Below are 17,794 nucleotides of genomic sequence, written 5' to 3' on the forward strand. Positions count from 1 at the left end.
TGCTGGTTCTCCTACTGGCGGTAGTTCGGTGCCTCGACGGTCTGCGTGATGTCGTGCGGGTGGGACTCACGCAGGCCCGCGGTGGTGATCTGGACGAACTGCTTGGTCTGCAGCTCCTCGATAGTGGATGCGCCTGTGTAGCCCATCGCAGCGCGCAGACCGCCAACGATCTGGTGGGTGATGGAATCCAGGTCACCGCGGAACGGCACGCGCCCCTCAATGCCTTCCGGCACGAGCTTGTCCTCGCTTGCCACATCCGCCTGGAAGTAACGGTCCTTGGAGAAGGAACGCTTCTCACCAGTCAGTCCACGGCCCTGCATTGCACCCATGGAGCCCATGCCGCGGTAACGCTTGTACTGCTTGCCGCCGACAACAACAATGTCGCCTGGCGCTTCCGCCGTGCCCGCCAACATGGAGCCGAGCATGACGGTGGATGCGCCGGCAGCCAATGCCTTAGCCACGTCGCCAGAGAACTGCATGCCACCGTCGGCAATGATCGGCACACCTGCAGCCTTCGCCGGCACGGCCGCCTCGAGGATGGAGGTAATCTGCGGTGCACCAACACCTGCAACCACGCGGGTGGTGCAGATAGAGCCCGGACCGATACCGACCTTGATGGCGTCTGCGCCAGCGTCGATCATGGCCTTCGCAGCGCTACGGGTAGCCAAGTTGCCACCGACAACGTCGACGCGGTCGCCGAATTCCTTCTTCACACGAGAGACCATCTCAAGTACACGGTTGTTGTGTGCGTGCGCGGAGTCGACAACGAGCGCGTCTACGCCCGCCTCAACGAGCAGACCAGCGCGCTCAAATGCGTCCTCACCGGTACCGACGCCAGCAGCGACAAGTAGACGGCCGTTCTCATCCTTCGAGGCGTTCGGGTACTGCTCACTCTTGACAAAGTCCTTCACCGTGATCAGACCGGCAAGCTTGCCTTCGGAGGTCACAATCGGAAGTTTCTCCACCTTGTTGGCGGATAGCAGATCGAGCGCTTCCTTCTTGTCCACACCCTCCTGCGCTACAACCAGCGGCATCGGGGTCATGACCTCTGCAACCTTGCGCTGAGCATCCGGCTCGAAGCGCATGTCGCGGTTGGTGATGATGCCAACAAGACGGTCAGAACCGTCAACTACAGGAAGGCCTGAGATGCGGAAACGGGCGCACAGTGCATCGACGTCGGCGATGGTCATATCGGGGGTGGCGGTAACCGGGTTAGTCACCATGCCGGATTCCGAGCGCTTGACCACATCGACGTGCTCCGCCTGGTCCTGAGCGCTCAAGTTACGGTGCAGCACACCGATACCGCCCTGGCGCGCCATCGCGATCGCCATACGGGATTCGGTCACTGTGTCCATCGCCGCCGAAATAATCGGCATGCCGAGACGGATATTGCGGGTGAACTGGGCTTCGGTGCTCACCTCAGATGGAACAATGTGGGACTCCGCCGGAAGCAGCAGCACGTCATCAAACGTCAGCCCCCTCAGCGCCACCTTGTTCGGATCGTCGCCACCCGTCCATACTCGTGCCTCAGACATCGACATGTTCTCCTCTCCCGCGCGATTGTTTTCAGCAATGATATAACGCCGCGCAAGCTCTGGGGCTATGCGGGGATGACGCCCTGATTGGCCTAGCAAGCGGCCACTTAATAGGCTGGGCACCGTGAATTACGACGACATGATGCCGCTGGACCCGTTCGCGGACGACCCAAACGATCCGGCGTCGTTCATCGAAGACGATGAGATCGTGGAGCCCCTCTCCCCTGAGGAGCGCGTCGCCGTCATCCAGGACCTTGCACACGTACGCGACGCACAACGAATGCTGAAGCCGCGCGGAATTTTGGGCATCCATTTCCTGTGCGAGGACTGCGACCAAATGCACTACTACGACTGGGAGATCATGGAACAAAACATGATCGCCACCCTCAACGGGGAACTTCCCCCGGTGCATGAGCCCAGCGCGCAACCGAACGTCACTGCGTACGTTCCGTGGGATTACGCGATGGGCTACCTCGATGGTCTCGAGGCACGCTAGCTAGAAATTTTCCGACGAGCCCGCTCCGCCCGGCACTACCGGCGCGGGCGTTGCTGCGTACCGCGATGCAGAATCAACTGGGTTCGACGAGACATTATCGCGGACCGTCGGCCGTGCTGGCGGCTGATCTCCTGGGATCGGAGTTTGCTCGCGCGAATCGGACGGCTCCACCACCGTCGGTCGCGGTTGCTCCTGCGGCTGGCGCGGCGGCAAGCTCCCGTTCGAAGGCGCCACGGCATCCGACCCCGGCGCCGGTGCCCCAGCCGTCGGCTGCGCATTTTCCGGAGCAGGCACAGGGTTCTGCTCCGGCGCCGGCGCAGGCTGCTGCACGCTCGGCGGAACTTCAACTTCATGGACCTCCACCACAGTCGTGGTTTCAGTAACCGTGCGTGGCGCTGGCTGCACTACGTCTTCACCGTTGCGCGCCTCACGCATCTTGATACCTGCCATAAGCCCCCTAGCCTGCTCAAGCAGGCTTCGGGCGGCCTCCATATCCCCGCTTTGGTTCGCTGCCTCCAGCTCGTCGAGCGTGGTTGCCAACTCCACCATCGTGGTTTCGTTCGCGGAGCTCTGCGTGCCATACACCGCAGCGCCAGTGCCGACGATAGCCACAGACGCAGCTGCAGCACCGACCACACCTGCGACCCATGGGTTGGCGGTCCGGCGGCGCGCGCGGGCGTCGTCAAGCGATGCAACCGGCGCAACCGGCGCAACCGGGATCACCGTGGGAGCCGCTGGCATCGGGCGATCGACGTCCTGCTTTAGTCCAAGCAGCGCCGCAGCCAGTGGGTCACTGCCGTCACTGGGGTCTACACCACTCGAAAGCGCATCAAGAAACGCATCGTCGCGAACGCACTCTTCTCCAAAGTCGCCGCCACCAAAATCACGCGTCATGGCCTGAATGGTCTCCTTCCAACTGCTCACGCAACTTGGACAGCGCCCTATGCTGCGCGACACGCACCGCACCTGGAGTACTGCCCACTACCTCTGCCGTTTCTTCCGCCGAGAGGCCCACAAACACTCTCAGAATCACAATGTCGCGAGCCTTATCACTTAATGAATCGAGTAATGCGCGAACTTCGTTACTTCCGTCTGCAACAACGGCTGCATCCTCCGGCGTGAACGCAACAACCTCCTGGTCAGGGACATCTTCAGTAGGCGTTGTCTTGTCACGCACCAGGCTGCGGTGCGCATCGGCGACCTTGTTAAACGCAATGCCGTACACAAACGCCATGAACGGCCGCCCGGTATCCACGTAGCGGTCAATGGACGTCGCTACCGCCAAGCAGATCTCCTGAGCGACGTCCTCCGCAGTCGGCATGCGCCCGCCTCCAATGCGCGCCCTGGCGTAGCGCAGCACCCGTGGATGGACGATGGCAATCACACGCTGGAGAGCACGCGCATCCCCTTCGGCGGCACGTGGAACGAGGGTGACAAGTTCATCTTCCTCGTCACCCGCTGTCGCGCCGGTATTGCCAATCACAAGCAAACACTATAAACACTCATTCCCCCGCCATATGAGTTACCGACGCGTATTCAAGAATTCACCAACCTTTAACTCTTGCCATTTTCCCTACTAATTGCGCTTTTATTCACAAGAACGTCCGAGAAACACCCGTGCCGTAACCGCGCGGCAACCCTTTGTTCACCCACCGCCGGAACACTGCACTGCTGGTTGTGTACATCGCGTTTTCCACGGCAAAGGAGATCTCACACCATGACGTTGCCACAGCAACTCCCCGGCCCCAATGCAGACTTTTGGGATTGGCAGCTTCACGGCGCCTGCCGAGGCGAAGCCTCGGAAATCTTCTACCACCCCGAGGGTGAGCGGGGCCGCGCCCGCACGCAGCGTGAGAATCGAGCGAAGGCTATTTGCTTCAACTGCCCGGTGCTTACCCAGTGCCGCGAGCATGCCCTGCGCGTGGCCGAGCCCTATGGCATCTGGGGCGGCATGAGTGAATCTGAGCGCTCCACTGCCCTGCGCCGCGGCCTTGGCAGCGTGAAGTACGTCGCCGCCGTCAAGTAAGCGCACGACAGAAGAATCACGCCAAAAGAAAAACAGTGCCCTACCGAAGTGGGGCACTGTTTTAGCGTATCGACGACACCCTAGTGGGCGTGTGCGTGACCTTCCTCGCCCTCTTCGGCCGGCTTGGTCACCACGGATACCTCCGTGGTCAGCACCATGCGAGCCACGGATGCGGCGTTGACCACAGCGTTGTGGGTCACCTTCACCGGGTCGATGATGCCCTGGTCGATGAGGTTGCCGTACTCGAGCGTGGCGGCGTTGAAGCCCTCGCCGTTGTTCATCTCGGCAACCTTGGACACGACGACAGCGCCGTCGAGGCCCGCGTTGTCAGCGATCCAGAATGCCGGCTTGGACAGTGCACGTGCCACTGCCAGCACACCGGTCTTCTGCTCGCCTTCGAAGCCTTCAGCAAACTCCTCGAGCTGCTTGGCAATCTGCACCAGTGCGGAGCCGCCGCCGGCGATGATGCCTTCCTCTGCTGCCGCGCGGGCAGCGTTGATGGCGTCCTCGACGCGGAGCTTGCGCTCGTTTTGTTCGGTCTCGGTCGCTGCACCGACGCGCAGCACCGCGACACCACCGGAAAGCTTGGCCAAGCGCTCCTCGGCCTTTTCCTTGTCCCAGGTGGAATCCGTGGTTTCGATCTCGCGGCGGATCTGCTCGCGGCGCTCCTCGACTGCCTCTGCCGTGCCGGCACCGTCGACGATGACCGTGTCGTCCTTCGTCGTGGTTACGCGGCGTGCGGAGCCAAGGTGGTCCAGGGTGGCGTCCTTGAGGTTGATGCCAACCTCTGGGTCGATGACGGTCGCGTCGGTGACAACAGCAAGGTCATCCATGAACGCCTTGCGGCGCTCGCCGAAGTACGGCGACTTCACAGCAACGACCTTGATCACCTTGCGGATCGCGTTGACAACGAGCGCCTGCAGCGCCTCGCCTTCGATGTCCTCGGCCACGACGAACAGCGGCACCGACTCCGATGCAACCTGCTCAAGCAGCGGGAGGAAATCCGGCAGAGAGGAGATCTTGCCGCGTACGAGCAGCACGCGGGCGTCCTCAAGCACGGCCTGGCCGGCATCCGGATCGGTCATGAAGTACGGGGAGAGGAAGCCCTTGTCAAAGGAAATACCCTCAGTCAGATCCACGTAGGAATCGATGGACTGAGACTCCTCGACGGTAAGCACACCGTCCTTGCCCACCTTCTCCATGGCACCTGCGATCATCTCACCAACCTCAGGGTCGCGAGAGGACACGGTGGCCACGTTGGCGATCTCAGCGGACGACTTCACGTCGGTCGCGCGAGCCTTGAGCTCCTCGACGACCTTGTCGGCTGCCGCCTTGATGCCCTTATTCAGCTCGATCGGGTTCGCACCAGCAGCCACGTTGCGCAGCCCTTCGGCGACGAGCGCCTGGGCGAGCAGCGTTGCGGTGGTGGTGCCGTCACCTGCAATGTCGTTGGTCTTGACTGCGACGGACTTCACCAGCTGCGCACCGAGGTTCTCAAACGGATCCTCAAGGTCAATGTCGCGGGCGATGGTCACGCCGTCGTTGGTGACGGTCGGGCCGCCCCAGGACTTTGCAAGCACAACGTTGCGGCCACGGGGACCGAGGGTGACCTTCACCGCGTCGGCGAGCGTGTTCACGCCGCGCTGGATGCCCTCGCGAGCTTCCTGATCAAATGCGATGAGTTTTGCCATAGCGTTTTACTTACTTCTCGACGACGGCCAGCAGGTCACGAGCGGACAGCAGGAGGAACTCCTCGCCGCCGTACTTCAGCTCAGTGCCGCCGTACTTGGAGAAGATAACCGTGTCGCCTTCCTTCACGTCCACGGCGATGCGGTTGCCATTGTCGTCGAGACGACCCGGGCCAACAGCGATGACGACGGCTTCCTGCGGCTTCTCCGCAGCGGAATCCGGAATAACCAGGCCGGAGGCAGTGGTGGTTTCAGCCTCAGCGATCTGGACGAGGACCTTGTCCTCCAGCGGCTTGATGTTGACGTTTGCCATGATCAAAAACCTTTCATTGGTGAATGATTCAATAGTTCAGGTCTCACGAGGCGCAGCCGTCGTCGCGGGTGAACAACTGTGCTTCACACAACCTGTCTTAGCACTCTACCTATGAGAGTGCCAGCCAACAACACTGGTGGCGTTTAGCGGTTTTTCACCGCGTTACGCCACAGCTCGAACTCTTCCGGGTTATCGGTGCGGAAGTTTTCCACCGCACGGATCGCGTTGACAACCTCTTCGAGCGTGCCCTCGCTGATACTGCCGCCCCCGCGCGCGGCGAAAATCACCGGTCCACAGATCGACCGGGTGGGGTCCGTAAGAAACTCCGGGGTGTCCGTCTCTGCAGTGTTACGCGCGAGGGACGCGACAGGGTTCGGCTCCGCTCCGACAATTCCAGCGTCAACCCGGTAGATCGCGTGGAACCGGTTGCCGTCGCGGTCAAACGCCACTTCCACAACTCCATCGGTTCCGCCACCGAGCATCTCGCGCGCAGAGTCCTCATCGAACACGATGCGACGGTACGTCAGATCTGGGTTGACGAGCAGCCCGAAGCGTTCGCGTTCGGCCTGCTCTTGGCTAAATTGCTCGGTGGTCACGGAGGATTTCCTTTCACGGGATACAGTTCAGGTGCTCAATGTAGCCCCTCCCTGGTGACCTCGCTCGGCGAGCGATTACACGAGCGGAACCTCTACCTCGAGCGACGTGTCCGTGCCTACACCCAAATCAGACGGCGTGGCCCCTTCGTGGATGAGCTGACCCGCAAGCGCTGCGATCATCACACCGTTGTCGGTGCAGAGTTTGAACCGTGGCACACGCAGTTCGATGCCGCGGTCGTCGCAACGCTGCTGCGCGAGTTCACGAAGACGACTGTTGGCCGCCACACCCCCGCCGAGCAGCAGGGTGTTCGCGCCGGTGTCCTCGCAGGCCATGATCGCCTTGGCGGTAAGCACGTCGCAGACTGCCTCCTGGAAGGACGCGCACACGTCCTCCAGCGAGATCACGCGGCCCTCACGCTCGGCGGCCTCAACGTGGCGCGCGACCGCGGTCTTCAGCCCAGAAAACGAGAAGTTGTAACGGTGTTCGCCGCGCAGATCCTCCGCACGCGACAGCGCCCGCGGAAAACGCACCGCATTCGGATCCCCCTGCGCAGCTAACTTGTCGACGACCGGACCACCCGGGTAGCCCAACCCCAGAAGCCGGGCCACCTTGTCGTAGGCCTCACCAGCAGCGTCGTCGAGTGTGGTGCCGAGTTCCTTCATCGGCTTGCCCACCGCGTCAACCTCGAGCAGCTGCGTGTGCCCGCCAGAGACCAACAGCGCAATCGAGTGCGGCAAGCTTTCCCCCTCGAGGTTGGCCACAGCGACGTGACCGCCAAGGTGGTTCACGCCGTAAAAGGGCACGCCCCAGGCGGCGGCGTATGCCTTCGCGGCGGAAGCGCCAACCAGCAGTGCGCCTGCAAGACCGGGCCCGATCGTGGCTGCTACGGCATCTGGCTTCTCAATACCAGCGTCCGCCAGCGCCTTTTCCATCACCTGCGGCATCGCCTCAAGGTGTGCACGGGAGGCGATCTCCGGCACCACACCACCAAAGCGGGCGTGCTGTTCCATCGAGGACGCGACGACGTCGGCAAGGATTTCCATCGTGCCGTCGTCATGAAGGTTGATGATGCCTACGCCAGTCTCGTCGCAGGAGGACTCGATACCGAGGACAATCATTGCTTACACCCTTTCGCTCTTGCGCGGGCGCGTCATGGTGTACGCGTCCATGCCGGAGGCCTGATAGTAGTTCTTCCGCACGCCGGCGGTGAAAAACTCGAAACGTTTATACAGCGCGATCGCGGGCTCGTTATCCACCCGCACCTCAAGATAGACCGGACCATCCATGAGGTCAGCGGTGTGCATCATCTGGTCCATCAACGCCCGGCCCAGGCCGCGGCGCTGCTGTTCGGGGTCCACCCCGATGGTGTGGATTTCAAACTCTGGGTCGTCGCGCGGGCCCAGCATTGCAAGCCCCGCGTAACCAAGCATCCGGTCTGCTTCAAACGCACCGAGGTAAAACGTGTGGGGCGCAGCAATCTCTGAACGAAATGCTGCCTCCGACCACGGGTTATCCCCGGCGAACAGGACAGCCTCTATCGCTGCCGCCGCGGCCGCATCGCCGACTGTCAGTTCACGGAACTCCATCACGGCAGCGCGGGCGACTTCGGAGCTTGCTTCGGTGGCACCGCATCCGGCCGACGCAAATACAGCGGGACGAGAGGCTCCGGGGTGGCGCTCAGATCCGCCACAGCAACCAACCCAGCCGGGGCCGGCGCATGGTACGCAATAGTGCCTGCTACGACCGTGACCTGCTCTGCAAGGTTGTCGGGCACGCTCAGCACGTCCACCTGCTCCACTGGCAGATCCGCCGGCTTACATACCTCGGGGCCTGCAACACGGGCACCGTCGTTGTACCGGGCCCAGTACACCTCGCGGCGGCGGGCGTCGGTCACCACAAGCACATCGCCTTGGCGGTCTACCGCTACCGCATCGTGGGTGCATACCCCATGCACCGGAATGCCAAGCGCCTGGCCAAGCGCAGAGGCGGTGGCCATCCCGACACGCAAACCGGTAAACGGGCCCGGCCCGCAACCGACAACGATGGCGTCGAGGTCGGCGAAGGTGAGCGAGGCTTCGTCGAGAAGCACCTGCACTGTCGGCACAAGCTGCTCGTTGTGCGCACGCGTAGCAACGGTTGCCTCAGCAAGCGTTTTCGCCGCCTCGGTATCCACGACACCTGCGACCAAATCCGTAGTCGCCGTGTCGAGGGCGAGCACCAGCATTACTGGCCCATCCCCAGAGCCCACTGGCCCTTCGTGTTGTAGAACGGCATTGCGGTGTTCAGCGGGAAAGTCTCCGACTGCGGAACAGTGCAGATGTCGACCTTCTTCAACTCAACCGGGTCGATCAGGGCAGTCTCACCCTCCGCTGGGATCAGCAGCACGTAACCCATCTCGCCGTTGAGGTCCACATCCTCATCCGTCAGCGCGAAGGCTTCCTTCTTCGCCTTCACCAGCTCCTCCGGCTCGCCTGGGCACAGCGTGGTGTACCCCATGTACTCGTTTGCGTCGTACACCCTGGACGGGTCAACGAGCTGCGCGGCAACCATGTCACCGCCCGGACGAGTCTGCGCCAGCGCACGCGTCAGCGAATTCGTCGGCTTCACCTCATCCACTGCGTTCGAACCGCGGGACTGCGGGATGAAGATGATCCCGATCAGGATCACCAACCACAGCACCGCCGCGAGAATGATCCAACCACGGGCTTTGCTACTCGTTTTCAGCATGCGTGTAAGCCTACATCCCCTCCACGACACGCCAGGAAACTATCCTGCCCTCAGTCTCCGCGAGAGTCTCCCGATCCAACTGCACCAAGATGTGGCGCGCCCCCAACTGCTCCATCAAACCGCCGCCCCATTCTGCGACCACCACGGCATCTTCCAACTCGGTATCCAGGTCGAGCGCATCGAGCTCACCCAGCGGATCGTCGCCGAGACGGTAGGCATCCACATGCACCAACGCGGGCCCGCCCACAGTGGAAGCGTGCTGGCGCGCGATGACAAACGTCGGGCTGGTTACGCGTCCCTTCACCTGCATGCCACGCGCAATACCTTGTGTGAACGTGGTCTTGCCGGCGCCGAGCGGGCCATCCAGGATCACTAGATCCCCCGCCTCAAGTGCTGCGCCGAGCTCCTCACCAAGCTGTTGCGTATCGACGACCCCCTCACACACCCGCTTTCCTTCACACGCAAACGTGTCCTTCACTTACTCCTCCCCTACATAGGTGCGAAGCGTTCGGCCCTCCGGCGCGCACACAACCTCATAGTTGATCGTGCCGGCGGCCTTAGCCAGATCAGTTGCGCTGCGACCACCCGCACCGAAGATGATTGCCTCGTCGCCTGCCTGGACGTTGTCCTCGTTTGCGCCGAGCCACACCACAATCTGGTCCATGCTCACACGCCCAACCTGGGTGTAGGTCTGGCCATTGATGGCGATCTCCAACGCACCCTGCCAGCTACGGTGCACGCCGTCTGCGTAACCGGCCGGAATCACTGCGGTGTAGCCGTCCTCGGGCGCTTCCCAGGTGCGTGCGTAACTGGTTGCTTCGCCCTGCTTCATCGGCTTAACCGCGATGACCTGGCCCACCCACGTCATCGCCGGCTTCAGGTCGTGGTCAAGTCCCGCCACCGGCTCGAGCCCGTACAGGCTCACGCCCGGGCGCACCATGTCAAAGTGCAAATCTTTGCGCGTCCAAGTCGCTGGCGAGTTCGCCATGTGGTTTCGCTCCACACGCAATCCGGCCGCACGCGCCGCCTCGATCGCCTTGCGGAAGTTCTCCGCCTGGAAATCCGTGTAGGGGTCGACCGGGTTGTCGGCGCACGCCAGGTGCGTCATCAAACCAGCAACCTCAATCTTGCCGGCCTGCTCCGCCTCAAACGCCATCTTGAACGCCGCTTCCCATTCTGGTTCGTCGATACCGGAGCGGTGCATGCCCGTATCCACCATGAGGTAGACGGTGCGGTGCGTGGGTTCGTCGATAAGCAACTGCAAATGGGCAACACTCGGCGCGCCAAGATCGATACCCTCCGGCAACTCCTCGTGGATACTCCACAACCAGGCGAGCACAGGCTTCTGCGTGACCTCACGGACACGACGAGCCTCAGCCAACGTGGCCACACCGAACGCATCTGCGCCATTGCGATCCATCACCGGAACACACTTTTCGACGCCATGGTTATAGGCGTCCGCCTTCACCACACACATGAGTTTCGCCTCGCCTGCCTGCTCTTTCAGACGGCGAGTGTTGTGCGCAATCGCACCTAGATCAATCGTTGTACGGAGCGGAAACATACGCCCCATTGTGCACCACCTACAGCAGGTGCACGACACCCAGCACAGTCAGCATTACTGCCACAGCCCACGTCGCGGCTGCCGTCACCTGCTGCGGGTGGCTGCGCGCCCACGCAAACCCCCTGCCTGCGAGACTTTCAGGACGAGCGCGCACCAGCCCGACCAGCAGCGCACACAGCGTTGGCAGCGACAACGCCACCGAGGCGTACAGCGGAATCGCCGCGTAACGCACCTGCGCGTCAATACCCGAGGCAGACAGCAACGCAAGCCCGCCGAAAAACGGTCCCGAGGTTGCGGACTGCACCACTCCCAAGACAAAACCCGTAAGCACGGTCAGCGGACCGGGTGTGTGCAGGTGCTGCATGATCTTCTGCGTCAGCGCCTGGTTGTCACCGCCACGCATGGCAAGCACCGCCGTCAGCAGTCCCGTTGCGATCAGCAGCACACCGAAGACAGGGCCGTTGACAAAACGTTCAACGGCGGAGCCCAACCCGTCGAAAATGACAAGCATCAGCAGCGCAAGCCCCGCCACCCCCAGCCAGTCACCGGCAATTAGCAACGATGTCGTCTTGGCGTAGCGGCCGTTTCCCCGCGGCACCGCAATACCTACTGCAACGATGACCCCGATGAGCAGAAGGTTCACCGAATCGACGAATGCGAGCTGTAACGCGCCGAGCATCCTGCCTCCTGAGTAACCCCGCCTGCAACGATGGACTCACCCTAGTCCAGACAAGGATGCAGTAGGATCGTCGGCGTGTCTGCGAAGCTAAAGAAACTCTCTGACCTGTCCAAGCGTGGCCCCCACCGCGTCCTTGAAGGCGACTTGGGCTACACGGGCCTGCCCGGCAAGGTGTACACCCCTGCCGAGGGCAAGAACCTGCCCGCTGTCGCGTTCGGCCACGACTGGACGAAAGACGTCGACGACTACCACGGCACACTGCGCCACCTGGCCAGCTGGGGCATCGCAGTCGCAGCACCCAACACTGAAACCGGGTTTAGACCAGATCACCGTGGCTTTGCTGCAGACCTGGAGACGAGCCTGCAGATCCTCGCCGGCGTGCGACTGGGCAACGGCAACATCTCTGTCTCCCCAGGCAAACTCGGCATCGTTGGCCACGGCATGGGTGGTGGCGCCGCAGTGCTTGCGGCGGTAGACAACCCGAAGGTGAAGGCTGTTGCGACGGTGTACCCGGCAAACGTCGCACCGTCCGCGGTGGAAGCAGCCCGTGCACTTTTCGCCCCCGGCATGGTCATCGGCCCCGGTGAGGACGGCGATTCCTTGTTCGACCCGGGCAACCCCGCAAAGCTTGCCTACAACTGGGCGGGCGATGTGGTCTACCGCGCACCGAAGAAGGGCGATCAGCAGTCCTTCTCCGAAGACGGCATGATCAAGCGCATCCTCGGCCTGGGTAAGTCCGACCGCGCACTGCAAGAAACCGTGCGCGGCTTGCTCGTGGGCTACTTGCTTCACGTGCTAAACGACGAGAAGGCCTACGCCGGCTACGCGGAAGCCGACGCCGAAGGCTCTGGCGTGGTCTCCCTTTCTGGCGAGAAGCTCGCCAAGGCCGCGGGGCTGGCCCGCGACAACGCCGGTTTCTCCCTGTTCTAGGGCGGCGCGCTTCCGCGAGGTTCTCACTCGCGGGTTAGGCCTCTTCGCCCACGCCGGGCTGCTCCGGCGGAGTCCCCCGGGCCTGGCTTTGCAGCACCGCATGCACCTGCGCCCTTCTTGCGCGACGCGCCGCAGACACACGCGAGCGTTCCAAGGTGTAATCCCCACGCGGCGCGACCGGCTTCGGCCGTTCCATCGTCTCGCGCGCTCTGGCGTAGTGCTTCGCAGTTTGTTCCATCTTGTTCTGGTGCTCGCGCATCATGGCCTCAAAATCAGCCATGCGTTTTTGCGTCCTACGTTGGAACTGGAGCACAAACAACTCGTAATCCATTGGTTACCACTCCCCCGTTTTCTTCATTGCCCACGGATCCTGCCCGCCCTGAGCGCCTGATTGTGCCCCGTCTGCGCCACCTACGGAAGCAGCCGTTGTATCGACGTGCTGTGCCTTCTTCGGCGGTGGTGGCGGCTCTTGCACCTGCGACAGTTCTGGCGGTGGGGCGATAACCCCATCCTTAGTCGGTGTCGGTGCAGGTGCAGGCGGTGGTGGTGGCGGTGGCGCTGGTGCCGGTGCTGGAGCAGGTTTCGGTGCTGGTTTCGCCGGTGGTTCAGGCTCCGGCTTCGGTGCTTCCTCCGGCGGGCATTCCACCTCGCCCTGTGCCAGGTCGAGCTCAACGCCCAGCTTCAGCCCCACATCGACCGAGATATTCACGCCGGCGGCCACAGTGCCGACCGAGGAGCTTGCAACCGTGTCGCATGGTTTCTCCACCGCAGGCTCTGGCTGGGTTTGCGCCGCCTCACCGGTGCACTCGGCAATGCTGTCGAGGCACTCCCGGATCACCCCATTTCGGTCCGTGGTCGTTGCTGTTGCACACCGCAGCGCTTCGATGATCACCTCGACGGCGATCTCCACAATCTGAGTGATGCCGCAACGCTGCGCGATTTCGAACACACGGCGCGCAGGTTCCAAGATCGCACGAATCGCCATATCAGCTGAGCGCACGATCGCTTCTATCGCTGAAGAGCACTCTCCAATACGCTGGCCTACCTGCTTGACGTGTTCAAAGTGGTCGGTCTCGCGGGCTTCATTTCGGCACTCCCGATCCCGGATACCCACCTCCTCAAACCATCCGCTGTTATCCGCCGTGCACGTGCGCGCTGGCGTATCCGGACGCTCACAACTCAACGCCAATTGCAGGCCGATCTGTGCGAACACCGAAAGGTCGAGCCCGTTGATGCATGAGGACTCGGACATCAACTCACCGGCAAGGCCTCGCACGGCATTGCGCTGGTGCTCTGGCACCTCAGGTGCAACCTCGACTGCTTCGACGAGGGTACGGACATCATCTTGCACTGTCGGCATCATGGCTGCTCCACCCCCTCAAGCACCTCGGCGGCGAGTGCATCGGCGGCCACGATGTCGTCGGTAAGCGCGAGCACCTGCTCCCAGTTCTCGCTGCGGACCTCTAAAAACCGCTTCGACGTACTGTGAAGCGCCTCAAGTGCCTCAGCAACACGCTGGCCTTGCTCCGCGAAGCCATCGCCGAAAGCTGACGGGTCCACCGTGATGCGCCTCGCGTCGAGGTCGTGCGCCGCAGCACGGTACGCGTTAATCGCGGCACCATACTGCGTTCGAACATTGTCAACGTCAACGTCGACAGCACTGACATGTCGTGTCATTTCCCACCCCTGAAAAGATTCAGTCCAACTATTTCTACTTAGTTAGACTCCCCCAACGCCCCGGCGGTTCCCTGCCGGGGCAAAAAACTTCTTACTCAGAAGTTACACGGCTGCGACGACCGCCGCGAGCTGTCCGGCGACCTTTCGTGCCTGTTCTTCCTCAGCTGCTTCCACCATCACGCGGAACAGCTCCTCGGTACCCGACGGACGCAGCAAGACACGGCCGGTATCGCCCAGCTCCGCTTCAGCTTCGCGGATCGCGGCGGTAACGGATTCGTCGTCAAGAATGCGCGACTTGTCTGAGACCGGAACGTTGATCAGCGTCTGCGGCAGCACGGTCATCACACTCGCCAACTCAGCGAGCGACTTCCCGGTTTCAGCCATGCGTGCCATGAGCATCAAACCGGACAGCACGCCATCGCCGGTGGTCGCATGCTCCGGAACCACAATGTGGCCGGACTGCTCGCCGCCCAAGGAGAAGTCGCCGCGGTTGAGCTCTTCGAGGACATAACGGTCGCCCACTTTGGTCTCCCGCATCTCGATGCCCTCGCGCTTCATTGCCTGCTTCAGCCCCAGGTTGCTCATCACCGTGGCCACCAGCGTGTTGGAGCGCAACGAGTTGTTGTCGCGCATCGCGGTTGCCAGTACAGCCATGATCTGGTCGCCGTCGACAACATTGCCCTCGGCGTCCACAGCCAAGCAACGATCCGCATCACCATCGTGCGCCAAACCAAGGTCCGCGCCATGCTCAACTACCGCGCGCTGAATCTGCTCCATGTGCGTGGAGCCTGCGCCGTCGTTGATGTTGTAGGCGTCGGGCTTGTTAAAGATCGCGGTCACGTCAGCTCCCGCTGCCGCATACGCCTTCGGGGCTACCTCGAACGCTGCACCGTTCGCGCAGTCCACCACAACCTTGATACCTGACAGGTCGGTGCTTACCGCATCAGCCAGGTGTGCCAGGTAGCGGCTCTGCGCATCTGGGGCCTCCTCGATCACACGGCCGATGCTGGTGCCGGTCGGGCCGGTTTCCTCCAGCTCGTCCATGGCGCGCTCAATCTCGTCTTCAATATCGTCGGGCAGCTTGTGACCACCAGCGGAGAAGAACTTGATGCCGTTATCCGGCATCGGGTTGTGGGAGGCGGAAATCATTACACCGATGTCGGCTCCGTAGTCGTCCGTAAGAAACGCCAAGCCAGGCGTCGGAATCACACCGACACGCAGCACGTCCACGCCCTTCGACGCCATGCCGGCTGCCATCGCTGCCGCCAGCATCTCACCGGAGACGCGCGGGTCGCGCCCAATGAGCGCTACTGGGCGACGCTTCCCGGAGCGACGGTCCTTCGTCAGCACCGTTGCCGCAGCTGCGCCGAGCTTCAACGCCAACGGCGCTGTCAACGCCTCGTTGGCCAAGCCGCGAACACCATCAGTTCCAAACAATCGAGTCATGCCCACAATTATGCATGCTTGCTGCAATTGCTTATCGACGAACCCTCGCAACCGGTCCGCTCACCAACAATGACAGAAGAAACGGCAAACGCCGCCACCCGAAACCGGGCGACGGCGTGTGGAGTAAGCCAGCGATTAACGCTTGGAGTACTGCGGTGCGCGACGGGCCTTGTGCAGACCAGCCTTCTTGCGCTCCACGGCACGAGCGTCACGGGTGAGCAGGCCGGCCTTCTTCAGGGTCGGGCGCTCAGCCGGGTTGTAGATGTTCAGTGCGCGGGCAATAGCCAGACGCAGAGCACCGGACTGGCCGGTCGGGCCACCACCGGAGATGTTGGCCTTGATGTCGAACTGGCCCTCGCGCTCGAGCAGCGTCAGCGGGGTCAGGATGTCCTGCTGGTGCAGCTTGTTCGGGAAGTACTCCTCGAACTCACGGCCGTTGACTGTGATCTTGCCTTCGCCCTCGACGACGGTCACGCGAGCGATTGCGCGCTTACGACGACCAACAGTCTGGATCGGGCCCTCGTGCAGCGGTGCGACCTCAACGGTCTCCTCAGCAGCGTCAGCCTCCGGCGCAATTGCGTCACCGATGGTGTAGTTGAACTCCTCGGTTGCTGCGGTTGCGGCATCGATGTCGGTGTCGGCAGCGAGGTTGTCGTAGTTGTTCGGCTCGGTCATTACTGTGCCACCTGCTTAAACTCGTAGGTTTCCGGCTTCTGAGCAGCGTACGGGTGCTCGGAGCCGACGAAGACGTGCAGCTTCTTGATGGACTGGCGGGAGAGCTTGTTGTGCGGCATCATGCCCTTCACAGCTTCCTCGATCACGCGGTCCGGACGCTCGTCCAGTGCGCGGCCCAGGGTCATGGACTTCAGACCACCCGGGTAGCCGGAGTGGCGGTAACGCATCTCGCGATCGCGCTTGTTGGAGGAGATGTGGATCTTGTCGGCGTTGATCACGATGACGTGATCGCCGGTGTCAACGTTCGGTGCGAACTGCGGCTTGTGCTTACCGCGCAGCAGGTCTGCTGCGGTGGAAGCAAGCTTGCCCAGCACCACGTCGGTTGCGTCGATGACGTACCAGTTACGGGTCACGTCACCGCTCTTCGGGTGGTAAGTAGACATGCATGACTCCTTAAAGTCTGTCTAGATTGCTGCCGGCCATACTTCGCATGTTCCTCGACGGTTCCGGCGGCCGGTGGAGACCCGAAACGCGCGTCAGGCGGGACACACAGGGGTTAAACACTACGGCAATCTGGCCACAAAACAAAAACGCCGCCGCAGGTGTTCCCCATAGTCACCTGCGGCGGCGTTTCCCCCGAGTCCCCCTTTTTTCTTTTGTGGATGCGCCGGGGACGGGTCTGCCGCGCCCTATCCCCCGATGGTCGGCGTTGTCGCCCCGACGCAAGTCTGTTGGTTAGCCCCAGCTGTTCGCTGCAGCGTTGTTGACGGCCAACATGGTGGAGTTGCCATCTTCAACGGTCTGCGCGATCTGGGTGAGGATCTGGTTGAGGTCCTCTGCTGCCTGGTCCCACTTGGCTTGGTGTGCCTGGTAGGCGGTGGCGGCGGTACCTTCCCAGGTCTGGACCATGGGCTGGAGCATCTGCTTCAGTTCGGCCAGGTCGCCGTTGATGCGGGATGCGGATGCGCGCATATCTTCGGATGCGCCGGCGATCTGAGCGAAGTCGTATTTGATCTGCATGGTGGTTCCCCCTTGTGGTTAGAGTGCGAGTCCGCCAGCGAGCTGACGGAGGCTGTCGGTGTTGGTTGCGTCGGTGGACTCGTAGTGCTTCGCGTTGTCGCGAATGTTCGCGGAGATCGCGGTCAACGCCTCCGACAAACGCTTTTGAGCGTCGTCGTAGCGCATCATCAGGTCGTCGAAACTGCGCTGCGCGTTGCCCACCCAGTAGTTGCGAGTGGATTCGACTACCTGTTGGATGCGATCGATTTCACGGTTGACGTTTGCGTTGGTGTCGTCGGTACGGTCTGCGGCGGCGCGCATGACCTCCGCTTCAGTGGCGAACAGCTCCATGGTTTCCCCCTTGTGTGTTTAGGTTGGATGAACGGTGTGTGTTTGCCGTTCATATATCTGACTGACATTTGGTGCTTTCGGTTCCATCGAA

General features: G+C 62.1%; 24 protein-coding genes. 3 read left to right on the top strand and 21 right to left on the bottom strand.

What is annotated here, in order from left to right; genetic code table 11:
• Window positions 1-11 precede the first annotated feature (11 nt).
• Window positions 12-1,535, bottom strand: a complete 1,524-nt coding sequence (guaB, locus tag HMPREF3048_RS12385) for an IMP dehydrogenase (protein ID WP_070422775.1) — start codon at window positions 1,533-1,535, stop codon at window positions 12-14.
• A 124-nt stretch (window positions 1,536-1,659) separates the two neighbouring features.
• Between guaB and HMPREF3048_RS01900 the strand changes: the two genes are divergently transcribed.
• Window positions 1,660-2,031, top strand: coding sequence for a DUF5319 domain-containing protein (locus HMPREF3048_RS01900; protein WP_070422774.1), 372 nt, complete (start codon window positions 1,660-1,662; stop codon window positions 2,029-2,031).
• On the opposite strand, the gene HMPREF3048_RS01905 is transcribed toward HMPREF3048_RS01900, so the two are convergent.
• Window positions 2,032-2,925 (bottom strand): hypothetical protein, encoded by an 894-nt coding sequence (locus tag HMPREF3048_RS01905; RefSeq protein WP_070771061.1) that lies wholly within the window; start codon window positions 2,923-2,925, stop codon window positions 2,032-2,034.
• Entirely contained in the window at window positions 2,915-3,514 is a 600-nt protein-coding gene (locus HMPREF3048_RS01910; protein WP_224213064.1) for a sigma-70 family RNA polymerase sigma factor, read from the bottom strand. The genes HMPREF3048_RS01905 and HMPREF3048_RS01910 overlap by 11 nt, the downstream gene beginning before the upstream one ends.
• A 234-nt stretch (window positions 3,515-3,748) precedes the next feature.
• Here HMPREF3048_RS01910 and HMPREF3048_RS01915 point away from each other — a divergent pair, with 234 nt between their 5' ends.
• Entirely contained in the window at window positions 3,749-4,057 is a 309-nt protein-coding gene (locus HMPREF3048_RS01915; protein ID WP_070422772.1) for a WhiB family transcriptional regulator, read from the top strand.
• Window positions 4,058-4,137: 80 nt separating this feature from the next.
• Here HMPREF3048_RS01915 and groL read toward each other — a convergent pair whose 3' ends face one another.
• The 10 genes from groL to HMPREF3048_RS01965 all read right to left on the bottom strand — a co-directional run bounded on the left by groL (window position 4,138) and on the right by HMPREF3048_RS01965 (window position 11,625).
• Entirely contained in the window at window positions 4,138-5,748 is a 1,611-nt protein-coding gene (gene groL, locus HMPREF3048_RS01920; protein ID WP_070771062.1) for a chaperonin GroEL, read from the bottom strand.
• A 10-nt stretch (window positions 5,749-5,758) separates the two neighbouring features.
• Window positions 5,759-6,058 carry a co-chaperone GroES gene (gene groES / locus HMPREF3048_RS01925; protein WP_070422770.1) on the bottom strand — a complete coding sequence of 100 codons (300 nt, stop codon included), beginning with the start codon at window positions 6,056-6,058 and terminating at the stop codon, window positions 5,759-5,761.
• A gap of 143 nt (window positions 6,059-6,201) precedes the next feature.
• A complete protein-coding gene (locus HMPREF3048_RS01930) occupies window positions 6,202-6,654 on the bottom strand; it encodes a hypothetical protein (RefSeq protein WP_070771063.1) in 453 nt (150 codons plus the stop codon).
• Window positions 6,655-6,729: 75 nt separating this feature from the next.
• Window positions 6,730-7,773, bottom strand: coding sequence for a tRNA (adenosine(37)-N6)-threonylcarbamoyltransferase complex transferase subunit TsaD (gene tsaD, locus HMPREF3048_RS01935; protein WP_070422768.1), 1,044 nt, complete (start codon window positions 7,771-7,773; stop codon window positions 6,730-6,732).
• A gap of 3 nt (window positions 7,774-7,776) precedes the next feature.
• A complete protein-coding gene (rimI, locus tag HMPREF3048_RS01940) occupies window positions 7,777-8,241 on the bottom strand; it encodes a ribosomal protein S18-alanine N-acetyltransferase (RefSeq protein WP_070771064.1) in 465 nt (154 codons plus the stop codon).
• Window positions 8,241-8,879 (bottom strand): tRNA (adenosine(37)-N6)-threonylcarbamoyltransferase complex dimerization subunit type 1 TsaB, encoded by a 639-nt coding sequence (gene tsaB, locus HMPREF3048_RS01945; protein WP_070422766.1) that lies wholly within the window; start codon window positions 8,877-8,879, stop codon window positions 8,241-8,243. The genes rimI and tsaB overlap by 1 nt, the downstream gene beginning before the upstream one ends.
• On the bottom strand, window positions 8,879-9,382 hold the full coding sequence (locus HMPREF3048_RS01950; RefSeq protein ID WP_070482475.1) for a hypothetical protein: 504 nt from the start codon (window positions 9,380-9,382) through the stop codon (window positions 8,879-8,881). Before HMPREF3048_RS01950 ends, tsaB begins: the two co-directional genes overlap by 1 nt.
• Before the next feature lie 10 nt (window positions 9,383-9,392).
• Window positions 9,393-9,860, bottom strand: coding sequence for a tRNA (adenosine(37)-N6)-threonylcarbamoyltransferase complex ATPase subunit type 1 TsaE (tsaE, locus tag HMPREF3048_RS01955; protein ID WP_083284743.1), 468 nt, complete (start codon window positions 9,858-9,860; stop codon window positions 9,393-9,395).
• Window positions 9,861-10,946 (bottom strand): alanine racemase, encoded by a 1,086-nt coding sequence (alr, locus tag HMPREF3048_RS01960; RefSeq protein ID WP_070771086.1) that lies wholly within the window; start codon window positions 10,944-10,946, stop codon window positions 9,861-9,863.
• A gap of 19 nt (window positions 10,947-10,965) precedes the next feature.
• Entirely contained in the window at window positions 10,966-11,625 is a 660-nt protein-coding gene (locus HMPREF3048_RS01965; protein ID WP_070570601.1) for a hypothetical protein, read from the bottom strand.
• Between the two features lie 75 nt (window positions 11,626-11,700).
• On the opposite strand from HMPREF3048_RS01965, the gene HMPREF3048_RS01970 reads away from it, so the two are divergent.
• A complete protein-coding gene (locus tag HMPREF3048_RS01970; protein ID WP_070482476.1) occupies window positions 11,701-12,555 on the top strand; it encodes a dienelactone hydrolase family protein in 855 nt (284 codons plus the stop codon).
• Between the two features lie 34 nt (window positions 12,556-12,589).
• On the opposite strand, the gene HMPREF3048_RS01975 is transcribed toward HMPREF3048_RS01970, so the two are convergent.
• The 8 genes from HMPREF3048_RS01975 to HMPREF3048_RS02010 all read right to left on the bottom strand — a co-directional run bounded on the left by HMPREF3048_RS01975 (window position 12,590) and on the right by HMPREF3048_RS02010 (window position 17,703).
• A complete protein-coding gene (locus HMPREF3048_RS01975) occupies window positions 12,590-12,835 on the bottom strand; it encodes a hypothetical protein (RefSeq protein WP_141739346.1) in 246 nt (81 codons plus the stop codon).
• Between the two features lie 54 nt (window positions 12,836-12,889).
• Entirely contained in the window at window positions 12,890-13,918 is a 1,029-nt protein-coding gene (locus HMPREF3048_RS01980) for a hypothetical protein (RefSeq protein WP_141758823.1), read from the bottom strand.
• Window positions 13,915-14,232, bottom strand: coding sequence for a hypothetical protein (locus HMPREF3048_RS01985; RefSeq protein ID WP_070771066.1), 318 nt, complete (start codon window positions 14,230-14,232; stop codon window positions 13,915-13,917). The genes HMPREF3048_RS01980 and HMPREF3048_RS01985 overlap by 4 nt, the downstream gene beginning before the upstream one ends.
• A 102-nt stretch (window positions 14,233-14,334) precedes the next feature.
• Complete coding sequence (glmM, locus tag HMPREF3048_RS01990) at window positions 14,335-15,678, bottom strand: phosphoglucosamine mutase (RefSeq protein WP_070482481.1); 1,344 nt, start codon at window positions 15,676-15,678, stop codon at window positions 14,335-14,337.
• Window positions 15,679-15,813: 135 nt separating this feature from the next.
• Window positions 15,814-16,353, bottom strand: a complete 540-nt coding sequence (gene rpsI, locus HMPREF3048_RS01995) for a 30S ribosomal protein S9 (protein ID WP_070422757.1) — start codon at window positions 16,351-16,353, stop codon at window positions 15,814-15,816.
• Window positions 16,353-16,796, bottom strand: coding sequence for a 50S ribosomal protein L13 (gene rplM / locus HMPREF3048_RS02000; RefSeq protein ID WP_070422756.1), 444 nt, complete (start codon window positions 16,794-16,796; stop codon window positions 16,353-16,355). The genes rpsI and rplM overlap by 1 nt, the downstream gene beginning before the upstream one ends.
• Window positions 16,797-17,088: 292 nt before the next feature.
• A complete protein-coding gene (locus HMPREF3048_RS02005; RefSeq protein ID WP_070422755.1) occupies window positions 17,089-17,373 on the bottom strand; it encodes a WXG100 family type VII secretion target in 285 nt (94 codons plus the stop codon).
• Between the two features lie 18 nt (window positions 17,374-17,391).
• On the bottom strand, window positions 17,392-17,703 hold the full coding sequence (locus HMPREF3048_RS02010; protein ID WP_070422754.1) for a WXG100 family type VII secretion target: 312 nt from the start codon (window positions 17,701-17,703) through the stop codon (window positions 17,392-17,394).
• Between the last annotated feature and the right edge of the window lie 91 nt (window positions 17,704-17,794).

Source organism: Corynebacterium sp. HMSC075D04, assembly GCF_001815635.1.
GTDB classification, from domain to species: domain Bacteria; phylum Actinomycetota; class Actinomycetes; order Mycobacteriales; family Mycobacteriaceae; genus Corynebacterium; species Corynebacterium coyleae.

Bases quoted from the DNA above. Each gene is read 5' to 3' on its own strand.
- guaB (WP_070422775.1), bottom strand. From the start codon at position 1,535: ATGTCTGAGGCACGAGTATGGACGGGTGGCGACGATCCGAACAAGGTG.
- HMPREF3048_RS01905 (WP_070771061.1), bottom strand. From the start codon at position 2,925: ATGACGCGTGATTTTGGTGGCGGCGACTTTGGAGAAGAGTGCGTTCGC.
- HMPREF3048_RS01915 (WP_070422772.1), top strand. From the start codon at position 3,749: ATGACGTTGCCACAGCAACTCCCCGGCCCCAATGCAGACTTTTGGGAT.
- groL (WP_070771062.1), bottom strand. From the start codon at position 5,748: ATGGCAAAACTCATCGCATTTGATCAGGAAGCTCGCGAGGGCATCCAG.
- groES (WP_070422770.1), bottom strand. From the start codon at position 6,058: ATGGCAAACGTCAACATCAAGCCGCTGGAGGACAAGGTCCTCGTCCAG.
- tsaD (WP_070422768.1), bottom strand. From the start codon at position 7,773: ATGATTGTCCTCGGTATCGAGTCCTCCTGCGACGAGACTGGCGTAGGC.
- rimI (WP_070771064.1), bottom strand. From the start codon at position 8,241: ATGGAGTTCCGTGAACTGACAGTCGGCGATGCGGCCGCGGCGGCAGCG.
- tsaB (WP_070422766.1), bottom strand. From the start codon at position 8,879: ATGCTGGTGCTCGCCCTCGACACGGCGACTACGGATTTGGTCGCAGGT.
- HMPREF3048_RS01950 (WP_070482475.1), bottom strand. From the start codon at position 9,382: ATGCTGAAAACGAGTAGCAAAGCCCGTGGTTGGATCATTCTCGCGGCG.
- alr (WP_070771086.1), bottom strand. From the start codon at position 10,946: ATGTTTCCGCTCCGTACAACGATTGATCTAGGTGCGATTGCGCACAAC.
- HMPREF3048_RS01965 (WP_070570601.1), bottom strand. From the start codon at position 11,625: ATGCTCGGCGCGTTACAGCTCGCATTCGTCGATTCGGTGAACCTTCTG.
- HMPREF3048_RS01975 (WP_141739346.1), bottom strand. From the start codon at position 12,835: ATGGCTGATTTTGAGGCCATGATGCGCGAGCACCAGAACAAGATGGAA.
- HMPREF3048_RS01980 (WP_141758823.1), bottom strand. From the start codon at position 13,918: ATGATGCCGACAGTGCAAGATGATGTCCGTACCCTCGTCGAAGCAGTC.
- HMPREF3048_RS01985 (WP_070771066.1), bottom strand. From the start codon at position 14,232: ATGACACGACATGTCAGTGCTGTCGACGTTGACGTTGACAATGTTCGA.
- glmM (WP_070482481.1), bottom strand. From the start codon at position 15,678: ATGACTCGATTGTTTGGAACTGATGGTGTTCGCGGCTTGGCCAACGAG.
- rpsI (WP_070422757.1), bottom strand. From the start codon at position 16,353: ATGACCGAGCCGAACAACTACGACAACCTCGCTGCCGACACCGACATC.
- rplM (WP_070422756.1), bottom strand. From the start codon at position 16,796: ATGTCTACTTACCACCCGAAGAGCGGTGACGTGACCCGTAACTGGTAC.
- HMPREF3048_RS02005 (WP_070422755.1), bottom strand. From the start codon at position 17,373: ATGCAGATCAAATACGACTTCGCTCAGATCGCCGGCGCATCCGAAGAT.
- HMPREF3048_RS02010 (WP_070422754.1), bottom strand. From the start codon at position 17,703: ATGGAGCTGTTCGCCACTGAAGCGGAGGTCATGCGCGCCGCCGCAGAC.